19 protein-coding genes and 1 riboswitch are annotated in these 14,891 nt (G+C 42.9%); of the genes, 7 read left to right on the plus strand and 12 right to left on the minus strand.

The genetic code is table 11. The annotated features are described in order from the left end of the window. Positions 1-274: 274 nt before the first annotated feature. From gcvPB to gcvT, 3 genes are read right to left on the minus strand one after another with little or no spacing between them, the layout of a single operon-like run. Positions 275-1,732, minus strand: coding sequence for an aminomethyl-transferring glycine dehydrogenase subunit GcvPB (gene gcvPB / locus MKX80_RS13135; RefSeq protein ID WP_182070391.1), 1,458 nt, complete (start codon positions 1,730-1,732; stop codon positions 275-277). Beyond that, positions 1,725-3,071, minus strand: a complete 1,347-nt coding sequence (gene gcvPA / locus MKX80_RS13140) for an aminomethyl-transferring glycine dehydrogenase subunit GcvPA (RefSeq protein WP_268342807.1) — start codon at positions 3,069-3,071, stop codon at positions 1,725-1,727. Before gcvPA ends, gcvPB begins: the two co-directional genes overlap by 8 nt. Before the next feature lie 30 nt (positions 3,072-3,101). After that, entirely contained in the window at positions 3,102-4,196 is a 1,095-nt protein-coding gene (gene gcvT, locus MKX80_RS13145; protein WP_268342808.1) for a glycine cleavage system aminomethyltransferase GcvT, read from the minus strand. Positions 4,197-4,440: 244 nt separating this feature from the next. Continuing rightward, positions 4,441-4,545: riboswitch (glycine riboswitch) on the minus strand. A gap of 242 nt (positions 4,546-4,787) precedes the next feature. On the opposite strand from gcvT, the gene MKX80_RS13150 reads away from it, so the two are divergent. The 4 genes from MKX80_RS13150 to MKX80_RS13165 all read left to right on the plus strand — a co-directional run bounded on the left by MKX80_RS13150 (position 4,788) and on the right by MKX80_RS13165 (position 8,004). Continuing rightward, positions 4,788-6,467, plus strand: a complete 1,680-nt coding sequence (locus MKX80_RS13150) for an SNF2-related protein (RefSeq protein ID WP_154997698.1) — start codon at positions 4,788-4,790, stop codon at positions 6,465-6,467. Between the two features lie 6 nt (positions 6,468-6,473). After that, positions 6,474-7,262: a YqhG family protein gene (locus MKX80_RS13155; RefSeq protein WP_268316392.1), complete on the plus strand. Its 789-nt coding sequence runs from the start codon at positions 6,474-6,476 to the stop codon at positions 7,260-7,262. 196 nt (positions 7,263-7,458) lie between these two features. After that, the gene (locus MKX80_RS13160; RefSeq protein ID WP_154997624.1) at positions 7,459-7,635 is read left to right on the plus strand and encodes an anti-repressor SinI family protein; all 177 of its coding nucleotides are present in this window, start codon (positions 7,459-7,461) and stop codon (positions 7,633-7,635) included. Positions 7,636-7,668: 33 nt separating this feature from the next. Further along, on the plus strand, positions 7,669-8,004 hold the full coding sequence (locus MKX80_RS13165; RefSeq protein ID WP_006637528.1) for a helix-turn-helix domain-containing protein: 336 nt from the start codon (positions 7,669-7,671) through the stop codon (positions 8,002-8,004). A 104-nt stretch (positions 8,005-8,108) separates the two neighbouring features. Here MKX80_RS13165 and MKX80_RS13170 read toward each other — a convergent pair whose 3' ends face one another. The 3 genes from MKX80_RS13170 to tapA all read right to left on the minus strand — a co-directional run bounded on the left by MKX80_RS13170 (position 8,109) and on the right by tapA (position 10,285). Further along, positions 8,109-8,903, minus strand: a complete 795-nt coding sequence (locus MKX80_RS13170; RefSeq protein ID WP_154997622.1) for a TasA family protein — start codon at positions 8,901-8,903, stop codon at positions 8,109-8,111. Between the two features lie 72 nt (positions 8,904-8,975). After that, a complete protein-coding gene (locus MKX80_RS13175) occupies positions 8,976-9,560 on the minus strand; it encodes a signal peptidase I (protein WP_154997620.1) in 585 nt (194 codons plus the stop codon). Next, the gene (tapA, locus tag MKX80_RS13180; protein ID WP_182070387.1) at positions 9,557-10,285 is read right to left on the minus strand and encodes an amyloid fiber anchoring/assembly protein TapA; all 729 of its coding nucleotides are present in this window, start codon (positions 10,283-10,285) and stop codon (positions 9,557-9,559) included. The genes MKX80_RS13175 and tapA overlap by 4 nt, the downstream gene beginning before the upstream one ends. 276 nt (positions 10,286-10,561) lie before the next feature. Between tapA and MKX80_RS13185 the strand changes: the two genes are divergently transcribed. Then, positions 10,562-10,882: a YqzG/YhdC family protein gene (locus tag MKX80_RS13185; protein WP_076793488.1), complete on the plus strand. Its 321-nt coding sequence runs from the start codon at positions 10,562-10,564 to the stop codon at positions 10,880-10,882. 29 nt (positions 10,883-10,911) lie between these two features. Here the strand turns inward: MKX80_RS13185 and MKX80_RS13190 are convergent, their stop codons facing one another. The 6 genes from MKX80_RS13190 to comGC all read right to left on the minus strand — a co-directional run bounded on the left by MKX80_RS13190 (position 10,912) and on the right by comGC (position 12,994). Next, on the minus strand, positions 10,912-11,094 hold the full coding sequence (locus MKX80_RS13190) for a YqzE family protein (protein ID WP_020452171.1): 183 nt from the start codon (positions 11,092-11,094) through the stop codon (positions 10,912-10,914). 88 nt (positions 11,095-11,182) lie between these two features. Then, a complete protein-coding gene (gene comGG, locus MKX80_RS13195) occupies positions 11,183-11,548 on the minus strand; it encodes a competence type IV pilus minor pilin ComGG (RefSeq protein WP_234111967.1) in 366 nt (121 codons plus the stop codon). Positions 11,549-11,559: 11 nt separating this feature from the next. Then, positions 11,560-12,048: a competence type IV pilus minor pilin ComGF gene (gene comGF, locus MKX80_RS13200; protein WP_326077493.1), complete on the minus strand. Its 489-nt coding sequence runs from the start codon at positions 12,046-12,048 to the stop codon at positions 11,560-11,562. After that, positions 11,957-12,304: a competence type IV pilus minor pilin ComGE gene (gene comGE, locus MKX80_RS13205; protein WP_182070386.1), complete on the minus strand. Its 348-nt coding sequence runs from the start codon at positions 12,302-12,304 to the stop codon at positions 11,957-11,959. The genes comGF and comGE overlap by 92 nt, the downstream gene beginning before the upstream one ends. Then, complete coding sequence (gene comGD / locus MKX80_RS13210) at positions 12,288-12,701, minus strand: competence type IV pilus minor pilin ComGD (RefSeq protein ID WP_244958271.1); 414 nt, start codon at positions 12,699-12,701, stop codon at positions 12,288-12,290. Before comGD ends, comGE begins: the two co-directional genes overlap by 17 nt. A 29-nt stretch (positions 12,702-12,730) precedes the next feature. Further along, the gene (gene comGC / locus MKX80_RS13215; protein WP_076793493.1) at positions 12,731-12,994 is read right to left on the minus strand and encodes a competence type IV pilus major pilin ComGC; all 264 of its coding nucleotides are present in this window, start codon (positions 12,992-12,994) and stop codon (positions 12,731-12,733) included. Between the two features lie 125 nt (positions 12,995-13,119). Between comGC and MKX80_RS13220 the strand changes: the two genes are divergently transcribed. Further along, on the plus strand, positions 13,120-13,809 hold the full coding sequence (locus tag MKX80_RS13220; RefSeq protein WP_326073817.1) for a hypothetical protein: 690 nt from the start codon (positions 13,120-13,122) through the stop codon (positions 13,807-13,809). A 42-nt stretch (positions 13,810-13,851) separates the two neighbouring features. After that, a complete protein-coding gene (locus MKX80_RS13225; protein ID WP_326073819.1) occupies positions 13,852-14,718 on the plus strand; it encodes a helix-turn-helix domain-containing protein in 867 nt (288 codons plus the stop codon). Positions 14,719-14,891: the final 173 nt, after the last annotated feature.

Consider the following 14,891-nt stretch of genomic DNA (forward strand, 5'->3'; position numbering starts at 1 on the left):
TACCTTCATATTCATCGTTGTCACTCTCTACCCTTGCGAATCCTTCTAAATGCTCCATAATCCTGTGCTTTCAAGGTAAATTAAACCATTATCTCTCAATAAAACATTGAAACTATCACGTTTTGCAAAGTAATTTTTATTTTTAATTTTAAATTTGATGAATTTACTATTTAATAAGGGGGAAATCCTTCTCATTCAATTAGTAAAACGTTTACATAAAGATGTTATTTTTCTCATAAAAAAAGCCGGCGAAATCGATCCGCCGGCTTTCTTATCATTTTTCATAGCGCAGCACGGGCTTCCGCGCAGCTTTTGTTTCATCCATGCGTTTCACAACGGTTGTATGCGGTGCTTCCTGAACGACTTCAGGCGTTTCCTCCGCTTCTTTTGCGATCTGGATCATCGTATCGATAAACGCATCGAGCGTTTCTTTCGACTCTGTTTCTGTCGGTTCAATCATGATGCATTCCTCGACATTGAGCGGGAAATAGATGGTCGGCGGATGGAAGCCGAAGTCCAAAAGGCGCTTTGCAATGTCAAGCGTTCTGACTCCCAGCTTTTTCTGGCGCCTTCCCGACAGCACAAATTCGTGCTTGGAGTGGCGGTCAAACGGCAGATCGTAGTAAGGAGCAAGCTTTCTCATCATATAATTCGCATTTAAAACAGCGTTTTCCGTCACTTCTTTGAGCCCGTCCGGCCCCATTGAACGAATGTACGTATAAGCTCTTACATTGATGCCGAAGTTTCCGTAGTATGGTTTCACCCTGCCGATCGAATGCGGACGGTCATAGTCAAAGGTATAGCGGCCGTCTTTTTTCACCAGCACCGGCTTCGGCAAATACGGAATTAATTCTTTCTTGACACCGACAGGACCTGATCCAGGTCCCCCGCCTCCGTGCGGCCCTGTAAAGGTTTTGTGAAGGTTCAAATGGACGACGTCAAACCCCATGTCACCCGGTCTTGCTTTGCTGAGTACGGCGTTCAGGTTCGCTCCATCATAGTACAGCTTTCCTCCGGCATTATGGACGATTTCAGCCATTTCTAAAATATTTTCCTCAAAAAGGCCGAGCGTATTTGGATTGGTCAGCATTAACGCGGCAGTTTCTTCGTCTACGACACGCTTTAAATCTTCCAGATCAACAAGGCCGTCGTCATTCGATTTGACGGTGACCGTTTCAAATCCGGCAACAGTTGCAGACGCCGGATTTGTACCGTGGGCCGAATCAGGAACAATGACCTTCGTCCTTTTATGATCGCCGTTTGCCTCATGGAACGCGCGGATCATCATCAGCCCGGTCCACTCGCCGTGCGCGCCGGCAGCCGGCTGAAGGGTGACCTCATCCATTCCTGTGATCTCTTCCAAATGCTCGCTCAAGTCGTACAAAAGTTCCAGCGCACCCTGCACGGTCGCTTCATCCTGGAGCGGATGGATCGCAGAAAAGCCAGGGATTCTCGCGATTTTTTCGTTAATCTTCGGATTGTACTTCATCGTGCACGAACCGAGCGGATAAAATCCCGAATCCACTCCGTGGTTGCGCCTAGATAAAGCCGTATAATGGCGCATAATATCAAGCTCGGACACTTCGGGGAGATCTGCCGGTTCATCTCTGATATACGCTTCGTCAATGACGTCTGTCACATCTGTTTCAGGGACGTCAAGCTCAGGAAGGCTGTAGCCGACCCGCCCTTCTTTTGATACTTCAAAAATAAGCGATTGATCCTGATTATTCATGGCGATCCCCCAATTCATTCATGAGTGTATCGATTTCCTCTTTTGTTCTGAGCTCTGTCACGGCGATCAGCATGTGCTGTTTTAAATCCGAATATGAAGCGCCGAGATCGTAGCCTCCGATCATATTTTTCTCAAGCAGGCGTTCATTCGCTTTTTCGACAGGTTCATTGAGTCTGATGACAAACTCGTTGAACATCGGCCCCTCAAACGCGACTTCAAGACCGGCCCGTTTAGCTGCTTCTTTTGCGTAAGCCGCTTTTTGCAGGTTCTGCCATGCGATTTCCTTGACGCCTTTTTTGCCGAGCGCCGTCATAGCGACTGATGCGGCAAGCGCGTTGAGCGCCTGGTTGGAGCATATATTAGATGTTGCTTTATCCCGTCTGATATGCTGCTCGCGGGCCTGCAGGGTGAGAACGAATCCCCTTTTCCCATTTTCATCTTCCGTCTGGCCGACTAGACGGCCCGGCACTTTTCTCATCAATTTTTTCGTGACGGCAAAGAATCCGCAGTGCGGCCCTCCGAAAGCAGCCGGTATTCCGAATGGCTGGGCATCTCCGATAACGATGTCAGCCCCCAATGCACCGGGCGGTGTTAAAAGCCCGAGAGCCAGCGGGTTGGCGGAAACGATGAACATGCTTTTCCCTTTATGGGCGATCGGTTCAATGTCTTTCAGCGGCTCAATTCGCCCGAAAAAGTTGGGGTATTGGACGATCACTGCTGCTGTATCTTCGCAGACGGCTTCATCAAGAGCCGCAAGATCCGTTATTCCTTTTTTGGAAGGGACTTCAACCACGTCGATGTACTGCCCTTTCGCATACGTTTTTAAAACCTCGCGCGATTCGGGATGGACGGTTTCCGATACGACGATTTTTTTCTTTTTTGTATGTCCTGAAGCAAGCATGGCCGCTTCGGCTAACGCCGTTCCCCCGTCATACATCGACGAGTTGCTGATATCCATGCCCGTCAGCTCGCAAATCATCGTTTGAAATTCGAAAATCGCCTGGAGCTCCCCTTGAGAAATTTCAGGCTGATACGGTGTGTAAGCCGTGTAAAATTCTGACCGCGAAATCACGTGGTCTACGATGACGGGCTGGTAATGATCGTATACGCCCGCTCCCAAAAAAGAGGCGTACGACACTGTATCTTTATTTTTAGCCGCGAGTTTCGTCAGTTCTTTTGTGAGCTCAGTCTCAGACTTTGCCTTTTTAATTTGGTATTCCCCTTTAAATCTGACGCTTTCGGGTATATCGGAGAATAGCTCGTCGATTCTCTCGACTCCAATTGCCTCAAGCATCTCCTTTTTATCCTGATCTGTAGCTGGCAGGTAACGGTGCTTCATCTTCAGTCTCCTTTCACGGTCTTGGCAAACTTACGGCTGCCTTTTGTAAAATGGGGTTTTCACGATTTTGGCTTTCAAACGCTTATTTCTGATTTCCACTTCAACTACGGTATCGAGGGGGCAGGCTTCTTTTTTCAGCAATGCGAGGCCGACGTTTTTCTTTAAGGTCGGCGACTGTGTGCCGGTTGTCACCTCGCCTGCTTGTTCGCCTTGATAATAGACGGCGTATCCATGCCTTGGAATGCCTTTATCGATCATTTCAAGGCCGACCAGCTTTCTGTCCGCTCCATGTTCCTTTTGGCTTGCCAGGACGGCTTTTCCGAAGAAATCCGAGGCTTTGTTTGTTTTGACGGCAAATCCGATGCCGGCTTCGATCGGCGTAATGTCCTTTGAGAGCTCCTGTCCGTACAGCGGCAGCTTCGCTTCAAACCTCAGCGTATCCCTGGCCCCAAGGCCGCACGGCACCAATCCCGAATCCTTGCCTGTTTCAAGGAGCAGCTTCCAAATGTAGGCTGCATCTTCATTCCGGCAGTAAATCTCAAAGCCGTCCTCTCCCGTATATCCCGTTCTGGACACAAGCGCCTGCACGCTGCCGATCGCTGCATCATCCCGGAACGTAAACGGCTTTAATTCGGCAAGATCATTATCTGCGACCTGTTTTAAAATCGCTTCAGCCTTCGGCCCTTGAAGGGCAAGCAGCGCAATCTCGTCAGACACGTTTCGAACCGAAACATCTCCTTCTATGTGCTTGTTCATCCAATCGACGTCCTTGTCGATATTGGCTGCGTTAATGACGAGCATGTAGACATTGGCCGCTTTTTTATAGACGAGGAGATCGTCAATCGTTCCGCCGTCTTCATAGCACATGGCCGTATACTGGGCGCCGCCTTCTTTCAGCGTCGAAACATCGTTTGTCAACAGCTTTTGCAAAAACGGAAGGCTGTCTGTTCCCGTGATTTCGACCTCCCCCATGTGTGAGACGTCAAAAAGCCCCGCTTTCGTCCTGACGGCTTCATGCTCCTCTTTAATTGAAGAAAATTGAACTGGCAGTTCCCAGCCGCCAAAATCAATCGTTTTCCCGCCATATTCCTTATAAAGGTCATATAAAGGCGTACGTTTAAGCATTCTGCTTCCCCCTTCGCTTTTCAAACTAAAAACAAGTTTGCCAATCATCAGAAAACAAGAAAGATTTCAACATCAATCGGATGGCTGCGCCGCTTTGGACGGCACAAAAAAGGACAGAGAAGCCCCTTTGTCAGTTCGGAGGCTCTCTGTCCTGGCACCTGAAAGTTTACTTTGCATCAAAAGCAAAGATGTCCCCTTTGGTGGTTTGCTAAACATAATATGATACAAACTCTCTCCAGAGTTGCGTCAAGCAAGAGTTCTTTTGCCTGAGAGATTCACTGTTTCCCCAGTTTGCTCCTTCGGCGCCGCTTTTAGGTTTCCCGCTATCGGTCTCTCCCCTTGCCGTCATTCGCTCATATTCATTTCTTTTCGTGGACATACTATATAAAGCTTACGTTTTTTTACTGATGATCTACAAATATCCTACCATCATCACAACGATTGGGCAACAGAAAAAACCATTAACAATTTATTATTTCAGAATAAGAACGTTCGTGTTTTGTTTATTTCTTAGTAAAATCCGTTTTTATCACGCAAGATTTTCTTTTAAAAAAGAACATTTGAATCTCAGAAGAGAAAGGCGGCATGACGATGAGACCAGACATTCATTTCGACAACGAGTGGCCGGAACAGTTCAAAAAGCACCTTGATGAAGACGGACCGTGGGCGAATTGGGAGCTTTACAAGCTTTCCTGTGAAGTGCAGAAAAGGCTTGCGATTCCGACGTTTGAAGGCTTGCAGGCCCCTTACCACCTCCCCGGCTTCACACCGCTACCGCACCAGCTCGAAGTCGCCCGGAAGGTGGTCGAGCAGATGAACGGAAAAGCTATCTTGGCGGATGAAGTGGGCCTCGGCAAAACGGTCGAGGCAGGGCTGATATTAAAAGAATACATGATTCGCGGGCTGGCCAAGAAAATATTAATCCTCGTCCCCGCCTCGCTCGTCTCGCAATGGGTGAAGGAACTGCGGGAAAAGTTTTTAATTCCGGCTGTGGAACAGAAAAAAAGCTATGTATGGGAGCAGTGCGATGTTGTCGTCTCCTCCCTTGACACGGCAAAGCGGTCGCCGCACAGGGAGACGGTTTTGTCGATCCAGTATGATGTGGTGATTATTGATGAAGCTCACAAACTGAAAAACAATAAAACAAAAAATTACGAGTTTGTCCGCAGCTTAAAGAAAAAATATTGCCTGATGCTGACGGCGACGCCGATCCAAAACAAGATCGACGAAATATTCAATCTCGTTTCCCTGCTAAAACCCGGACACTTGGGAAATGAAAGCAACTTCAACAAAGATTATACAAAACAGATCAATTCAGTTGAAGCACACGAGCGCTTGAAGTCGCTTATCAATAAAGTCATGATCAGAAACAGACGGCATGATACCGGCATCACCTGGACAAAGCGCCATGTCGAAACCGTGCCCATTTCCTTTTCTCCTACAGAACAGGCTTTGTATGACGAGATTAAAAAGCTGAAGACAAATCATCAGCATTCATCAAGCATGTTCTCAATCATGACATTGGAGCGCGAATGCTGTTCAAGCAGAGAGGCTGTCTATATGACGCTGAAAAACATGCTTGACCGAAAGGATCGCGAAGCGCCGGTGATCGCTGAACCTGTCATCCACCATTTGATCGAAAAAGTCAACGAGGTCACACAAAATTCAAAAGCGCTGAAAGTCGTTGAACTCATTCAAGAACTCGATGACAAAGTCATCATCTTTACTGAATACAGGGCGACACAGATTTATCTGCAATGGTTCCTCCAACAGAACGGCATCAGTTCCGTACCGTTCAGAGGCGGATTTAAAAGAGGAAAGAAAGACTGGATGAAAGATTTGTTCAGAGGCAAAGTGCAGGTTCTGATCGCAACTGAAGCAGGCGGGGAAGGGATCAACCTTCAATTTTGCAATAAAATCATCAACTATGACCTTCCGTGGAACCCGATGCGTCTCGAGCAAAGGATCGGCCGGATTCACCGGCTCGGCCAGGAACGCGATGTCTACATTTACAACATGGCAACAAAGCATACCGTAGAAGAGCATATTTTAAAGCTTCTCTATGAAAAGATCGATTTGTTCGAAAAAGTCGTCGGAGACTTGGATGATATTTTAACAAAAATCGAGGTCGGCAATTTTGAAGATCACCTCCACGACATTCTCTTTTACTCTGCGACTGACGAGGAAATGAAAATTAAAATGGAAAACTTAACCTCTTTTATTTCTTACGGAAATGAAGCCGCTTCAAACCAAAAACAGATCGGAGGCTAAAATCAAATGCGTCAGGAAGAAATATATCTGTTTTTAGAACGCTTTTTCACCGCAAACGGCTGCGCGATCACCGACAAAAGTCCAGGCCACATGACCGTGCAGCTGACAGTTGAGGTCGATAAACAGATCATGAACAGGCCGTTTTACTGGCACTGGCTTGAAAAGACGGGCGGAGTGCCGAATCCGATGAAAATCACGCTGATCACGAATGAAGACGAGGCCCCTTCCGATATCGAAGGGGAGTTTATTCATTTCGGATCACCAAGACTTTTTCAAATTTTCCAGGCAGTGCAAAAGAACGGCAAATTTATTCGCCTTTATGAGAGAATCCGTTCCGAAGGAGCTCATATTCCCCTTGAACCGTGGCTCGGCATGAACGTGACGATCTCGTACCAGTCCGACATGAAAAAAGATAAGCTTTTGTCCCTCGGCCTTCATTTAATCAGCGGTCAGCTGATCGAATCGTTTCAAGAACAAATGGAAGCCCGCAAGCTCTCTTCGCAGATCTCTGACTACTGTTATACGATGTCGCCGTTGATTAAGCCGGAAAGCGGCATTAAACGGCTTGAGCGCTATATCGAACAGGCCGCCAGAAGCGAACCGCTTGATTGGGCTGAAGCATCCCTGAAACGTTGGAATAACGACCTGTCACTCTTAAACCAATTTTACGAGGATACTGAAGAAAAACCGGAGGAATACGAAATTGAGAAAAAGGCTCTTCAAACGCTTTACGAGCCTAAAATCGATATTAAAGTTCAAAACGGCGGATTATTTTATCTGCACAAAAAAATTTAGGATAATTTTTCCGATTCGACACCGTTCTTGTTTTTATTTAGAGAGCTGGAATTATAATAGAACTAAAGAGATAAGAGAAACTTTCGTAACACCATTTGGACAAGCTTGGAAAAGTGTTGAGTCTCGGGGTTTATCTTTGTTTATCACAACACGGTTGTCTGAAATACATAAACAAGTATTTTGGGGGGGGAAATGTATGAATAAAGATAAAAATGAGAAAGAAGAATTGGATGAGGAGTGGACAGAACTGATTAAACATGCTCTTGAACAAGGCATTAGTCCAGAGGAAATACGTATTTTTCTCAATTTGGGAAAGAAGTCTGCAAAACCTTCCGCATCAATTGAAAGAAGTCATTCAATAAATCCTTTCTGAATGTGCTATAATATCGAAAGGAAGGTGATGACATTGATTGGCCAGCGTATTAAACAATATCGAAAAGAAAAAGGCTACTCACTATCTGAACTAGCTGAAAAGGCTGGGGTAGCGAAGTCTTATTTAAGTTCAATAGAAAGAAACTTGCAAACAAACCCCTCCATTCAATTTCTAGAAAAAGTCTCCGCTGTTCTGGACGTCTCGGTTCATACCCTGCTCGATGAGAAAGATGAAACCGAATACGATGGTCAATTAGATAGTGAATGGGAAAATCTAGTTCGTGACGCTATGGCATCAGGGGTTTCTAAAAAACAATTTCGAGAATTTTTAGATTATCAAAAGTGGAAGAAAAGACAGGAAAAGGAGTAAGGGAAACAGATCTTACTCCCTTTGGCATTTTTTACGCTGAATAAGCCGATTCCTCATGAACATAAAAAAACGGATCATAAAGATCCGTTTTTTAAATTGCACCATTATTTATCTTCACTGTGCGCTCTTTCGTTCTCTTTTACATAACCTTTTTCATCGGCATGTTTTTTGCCGTCGATTGTCAAGCCGTTCCATTGAGTAGCTTCGAATGAGAAGTCAAGCTGCACAGAATCACCTTGATATTTGTTCTGTACCATTCTGCCGCTGGCGTCTGTTGTTTTGTCATTGACGAACTCAATCACCAATTGAACTCTGTCAAAGTCATATGGATCTTTCGGAATGCCGTCGTATTCAGGCGCAGTTTTTCCGTTGATTGTTGCTACATTGATTTTGCCATTGTCATGCAGGAACTCTGGCTCAATTGCTTTCTTCACTTTTTCGTACGCGCTCTTATCTTTTTTCGCGGACATATTGTACAGATCATAAAGGTTGGCTTCATCTAAAATGATGTTTTTAGGATAGCCGTTTCCGCCTTCAACTCCGACAGTCAGAACGCTGACTTTAAATTGTTTCAGGAAGTCTTCCGCTGTGCTTTTTCCGCCGTTTTTCGCGTTTCCGTCAACGAAATTGCTGTAGCCAACCTGCATCAGCACTTCTTTAATCGCAAGTGATCCGTCATTTTTGAATTCGAAATCTTTAGTGAATTTGTCGCCTGGTTTTAAGTTGGACAAGTTCACTCTTGCAGATGTATCTTTCGCATTTAAGTCAAGCGTACCTGCTGCATAAGTTGCTTGAGTTGTTTCGATGTCGTTAAACGCAGCCCAAGTTCCTCCTCCTACTAATGCCAGTCCAAGCGCAGCAGATGCGACGCCTAATCCGAGTTTTTTCTTTGTACCCATTGATAACTCCTCCTTTTATAATAAGAAAATCTGTATATATGGAGACCTGAATGTTCAGGTGACCAACGAAGATTACATGGAAACTGATTGATCTTTGCCGGCGGCTTCAATTGCTTTAGCTTTTTGGTCAATCTCTCTTAAAGCCGCGGATACAGTAATCACTGCATAAAGAATCAACAAGAGTCCCGGCACGATCAGCAAAATGGCTGTGCCGATCGGTTTACTTGCAAAATCCAGCAAATACCCGGCATACGGAACCGTAATGCCCGAATACTTAGCGACAACATTTTCCGCCAGTACCGGATCGGAATCAGGGTTTTGGTTATTGTCACCCTTTGTCTTAAACATGAGATTTGATTTATTTTTTGTTATACCGATAATTCGGTGGGTAACCATGGTGTTTTCGTCTTGCATGAATGTAATGATATCTCCCTTTTTCAAAGACCCGGGATTTTCAACTTTTTGAACGGCAATCACAGAACCTGTTTTAAACTCCGGCTCCATCGATCCGGATAAAACCGTTTTCAATTGATAGCCGAAGAGCTGTGGCTCTCCGCCGGACGACTTTGTCGAAATCACGACGATGACCGCGGCGATGATGAGTGTGAAAATAATCACATATAAGATATTGCTAACCCATTTCATCACATGTTTCATGACGCTTCCCCGCTTTCTAATGAATTTTCTTCTTTTCCATATTCTTTATCTACGGATTCACTGCCCTTTGGTGTTTCTTCTATATCCTGTTTAGATTTTTGCGGTGTTTGAGTCTGTTCTGTTTGCTTTGGTTTTGCTGAAGCTTTTTTAGGAGGCTTCGGTGTTTCTTCTTTGCAGTCTTGAAGCTCCATTACATTTGACCAAATGAAAGGTTTGCCCTTTTTAACATCGGGATGGCCTTCAGGCTTGATCAATTTAAAAGCGTATAGCCCACCTTTTGCTGCCCGGTTCGACTCAATCCGGTAGATGCTCTTTTCGGCTTCTTTTTTGAAAACGCCTTTATCGATGACAGTCCCGTCCTCTAGCGGCTTTTTGGAATGACCGAGTTTATGAAGCTCCCACTTCCATTCAGAGTCGGCGATTTGACTGCCGCGGTTTTTATATTCTGCAAACAATGTCAGCGGTGCACAGACCGTTCCTTTCGTCTTTGTCTGTTTTTGAAGCTTCAAATCGCTTCCGTCCCACTGTTTCTCATCTTGAGGAAATGATGAGGCCGCTTTCATTGTCATGCTGTATGTTTCCACATCGTGAAATGATGCGTTTGTATGCTGGGACAGCTGACTCCCCAATCCAATTAAAAGGTAAATGATCAGCAGCGTTTGAAAAACGATGATGTTTTTTCCGGCTCTTTTTCGGCATCTCCTAGTTCGAGATAATCGGATCATGACTACCCTCCTAGCGAGTATGTAATAACTTTCGGTTTCGTTCGTTTTAAAGAACTTTATAGTTAGAGTATATAGAACAAGCGTACCGTTTGAAAACTGTCAAAATAGTCGATTAAGTTCGTTTTACAGAACATTTTCGTTTAATTCCTCAAAAAACCTCTCAAATTCTCATCTTTTTGAAATGTTTGAAGTTCTTTATAGTGTACACAATTTCTTCTTAATTTTTGTATAAACACTGTTGACAAGGAAAAAATAGGATAGAAAGGATGATGACCCGTGCTGAAAAACGTCATGTTATGCTCTTTTTTACTGCTTGCCGGCATCGGGCCGCTCAATGCCCATGCGGCAGCTTACGAAACAGCCCGCATGTCTAAGTGGGAAGAAAAAGCGGTTGAGGAAGCAAAAAAGAGATATCCGGAAGCAGAAGTTCGCCTCACGAAAAAAGTATGGGATCGAAAGCGGGCCGATGAAGCGGTCAAACAATACCATGTCACATTGAGTGAAGGAAATAAAAATTTCGGAGTGTTTGTCACAATTTCATTTGAACCTGCGACACACAAAATTAATAAAGTCGTCGTTGTGGAAGAATATAAATAAGCCGCTTTGCAGTGCAAAGCGGCTTGTCTTTATTTATGCCGTTTAAAAAACATGATACAGCCAAGGGGAAGAATGCCGAACCATTGATATATCCTGGACGGCGGCTTTGACTCTTTACGTTTTTCTTTCATTTCTTTTCTTTCCTGCTTAGGCGTGTCCATATATTTTACGAGCTGTTCCGTCATATATTTAACATAATCGTTCGTTTTCATCGCATCACCTCTTTGGGAGTTCTGTCAGTTGAAGTGTTGTCACGCGAATCTTTTTTTATACATTCTTCATGATTCCAACACACAATTTTTAATATTCTTTCCACTGTGTGATTTTCTGATTTCTCAAATCATATTGAAATTCAGCACTCGTTTCTGTGCCGGAAGCTGTCGTTACCTCTATCTTAACTCGTTTGAGCTGCTGATGAGCCGGGCTGACAGTATACGATATCAAGCCATGCTGTTTTTGAATTTTTTCTTTTGACTCTTCGTGAATATGGGACAAGGCATGGAGAATTCCATTTTGGAGAAGGTTTTGCTGAATGTAAAATTCTTTTGTTTGCTGTGCAAACGTTTGTTGATTCGTTAATAAAGTAGCTGAATGACTCGCGCAGAGCATGCAAATCACAGCTGTGAAAACAGCAGCGGGATAAATGAATCCTTTTGAATTTTTCACATGATCACCTTTTACATATGATAGAGCGGAATGGACGTACGGTATGACTTTCCGCTTAGACTTGTCACTTCAAGGATCAGCAGGTGATCTTCAATCACAAACCTCATTTGTTTGACATGTTGTAAAAGCGGTACATGACCTTTTCTATTGACTCTTTTTCGAATAACTGTCTGATATTGTTCATAGCGAACGATGTCACCTTGACGGTTTGTCATTGCCAATGACTGATGATCGCCGGCTGCTCTAATGTCAAGCGAATTTCTGCACTCCTTCAATATCTGCTCGGCCGTAATCGTCCATTCACGCGGGTGAATATCCGCACCGTTTCTTTCCGGGGATAAAAACAGATGAAATATCGAGGCCATCGTACCTGCAACGAACATATACACCATTAAGGAAACCAGAACATTAAGAAGGGTAAATCCCCTTTGCCCGCAAAATGGTGAAACAATACCTTTGGCTGTCTCTTTTTTTAATGGAGATGCATGCTTCATAATCATCTCCCTTCTCCTTCCATTCAATAAAGTAAGATGTATTCCGGTAAAGCACAGTTTCTATAGGCTGAAACTGTCCGTTCAGCGTGTAGCGGCTGATCTTTTCATCCAATATGCGATATGCCTCTTCTTCTTTTTCGGACGCCTCACGCTGCAATGACATCTGATGAACCATAGGAATTAATAACATGGTGATCATGACCCATATGCCGAATGCGGAAACAGCTTCAACTGTTGTAAAGCCTCTATTCTTTTTGCACATTAATCTTTCCGCTTCCTAAATAGATCGTCAGTGTAAAAGAGGCGTGCTGTGTATCGATCACGATTTTTCCTCCTTGATTCGGAACTCCGCTTGGATTAAAAGTAAGAGTTGGTTTGAGCGTCGATTTTTTGAATGCGATATTGCAACTGTATGTCCTGACCAGCTCAGGCGAAGAACCATCGTCCGAATGCTTAATGATATAACGGCAGCCGGTAAAGTCAAACTGCACCTTAACCGTCGTATGGCGGACGAGAGCTGTCTGCTGAGCGTAAAGCAAATCCTCTTCAAGCTGTGAGACAAAGTGCTGAACGATTCTTTTTTCATAAATGGGAGGCAGTACAGCAAAAAGAAGAGTGAGCATAATGGAACCGATCATCAATACAGTTAAACTTTCCAAAAGGGTAAATCCTTTTTGATTCATAACCGTCAATCAGCCAGTGCTTTCCCGTTTGAAATTTTAATTGCTTTCCCATTCGGGCACTTTAAGTTCTTCTTCATGTAACCTTCAGATTCAAGTTCCGCCCTGCTCGGCGTTTTCCCGTCATGATCCATCTGATAGGCTGTAATTTGCGCTTGAACCATATTGATTAATCCTTCGCATCCTTTCTTTTGAATACTTTGATTATGCTTGGTCACATTCGGAATGGTGATCAACAGCAGGATGGAGATCACAAGCATGACGACTAACATTTCAATAAATAGGGGTAATAACCTTTAAATGATTATGAATCTGGTTTCCAGAAAACACACAAAACGTCTAAAGTATTGAAGAATTTTTGTCGATAATTATAAAAGGATATTTAATGGAGGGAAAAATGAAAAGGTTATTGACATTAATGTTTGTAGTTACGGTATTAACCGCTTGTTCAAACCCAAATAAACAGCCTGAGGAAGAAAAAGCAGTTCATCAAACTAAGACAACATCGAATCAAAAAGAGAAGAAAATTAAAACGCATAAGCTGACTGATAAAGATAAACGTTTTATTCAGCTTATAAAAGATGGTGAATACGATAAAGTCATTAAAGAAACAAGCGATTTAAGGAACGTCTTTGAAAAAGATTATTATTTTATTGCATCTGTTTATAAAAAGGAAAAAGAATTAAAAGAAACACATTCAGGTACTTACGATGACTATTCTTATATGAGTGCCATGTTAGATAAAGTTGTTTATATGGAAAATCATAATGATTTAAAAATAGAACAATTCAAAGAGATGAACGACAAAAGGTTGAAATCCGCGAAAAAAGAACAGGAAATTCTTGATGAAAAAGAAAGAAAAGAAGAAGAAAAGAACGAAAAGCTTGACGCTATGAATGATCGAACGGCCAATCCGAAAGAGGTTTCAATTGGTATGACTACTGAAGAAGTGTTAACTGAAGGATGGGGTCGGCCAATCGATATTAACACAACTGTCTCAAGTAATAGTAAACGCGAGCAATGGGTCTACAAAGGAAACAAATATCTCTACTTCGAAGACGGTGTATTAACTTCAATTCAATATTAACAACAAACACTCCCCTATTTCTAAAGGGTGAGTGTTTTTAATTTGTTTAAAACAATCAATCCTGCTTTTACGCAAATGAAAAAACAAAAAATTTGTGAAGAATTTAACGAATTCAAGGAGTCAAACACTCCGAAAAGAATTTTTATAAAAGAAAGGAGTGAATTTCGTATGACGGTTGAAGGCTTGTATGAAACTTCGATAAGATCTATGTTCCGCCAAGAAGTTTCTATGATGGTTAAATCGTTTTCAGTCGAGAATCAAAAAAAGCAACTCAAATCTTATCTCACCATGAAAGAGGTTTCGAAAAAAACCGGTTTAGGTCTTTCTACTCTAGGTGATTTAATGCGAAGAAGAGCCATGCCTCATCTTCGAGTCAAAAGTAAAGTTCTTTTTCTTGAAGAAGAGATCAGGCCTACAATTATGCATTACAAAGAATTTGGTTGGACTGATCCTGATGATGAATGGGACGTTGCAAAAGCTTTTAAAGACGTTGAAAATTTAAGAAACCCTAAGGAGGAGCCGACCATGATTGAAGAAGCACTTAGAAAAATTATCAGGGATGAGTTAGAAGTATTTGTCCAAGATATAAAGAATGCGACATCTAAAGAAAATTATATGGGACGCACTAACTTAACGATTAAAGAAGCTGCTAAGTATTTTCGGACAAGCCCATCCACAATAACCAATTTAATTCATGAGGAAGGTATGCCTCATATTCGTATGGGAAGTCGCTACATAATTGTCTTAGAAGAAGCTGAAGCTTTTCTTTGGAGGGAAACTGCAAAAAGATACGCTGATACCGGGAATATTTATTGGACAAGAATTTTAGAACGTATAGATTACGAAGATAAAAAACGAAAAGCTGCATTTGAAAAAGCAATGTCTAATCTTGAAAATTCATTCAAATAAATGTTCTGCATTCTAAAATTAAAGAAAGAGACTCGTTTAATGCCTCCTTTCTCTTTATTAACGCAATAAGCAATTTTCACATATCGCACATTCCCACGTGATGATTTTACAAACAAAAAGCGTGAGACAGTTAACGTCTCACGCTTAAACATTGTAAGGATCAAAAATTTCTT

The sequence above is a fragment of the Bacillus sp. FSL K6-0972 genome, assembly GCF_037976035.1.
In the GTDB taxonomy this organism is placed as follows: domain Bacteria; phylum Bacillota; class Bacilli; order Bacillales; family Bacillaceae; genus Bacillus; species Bacillus haynesii.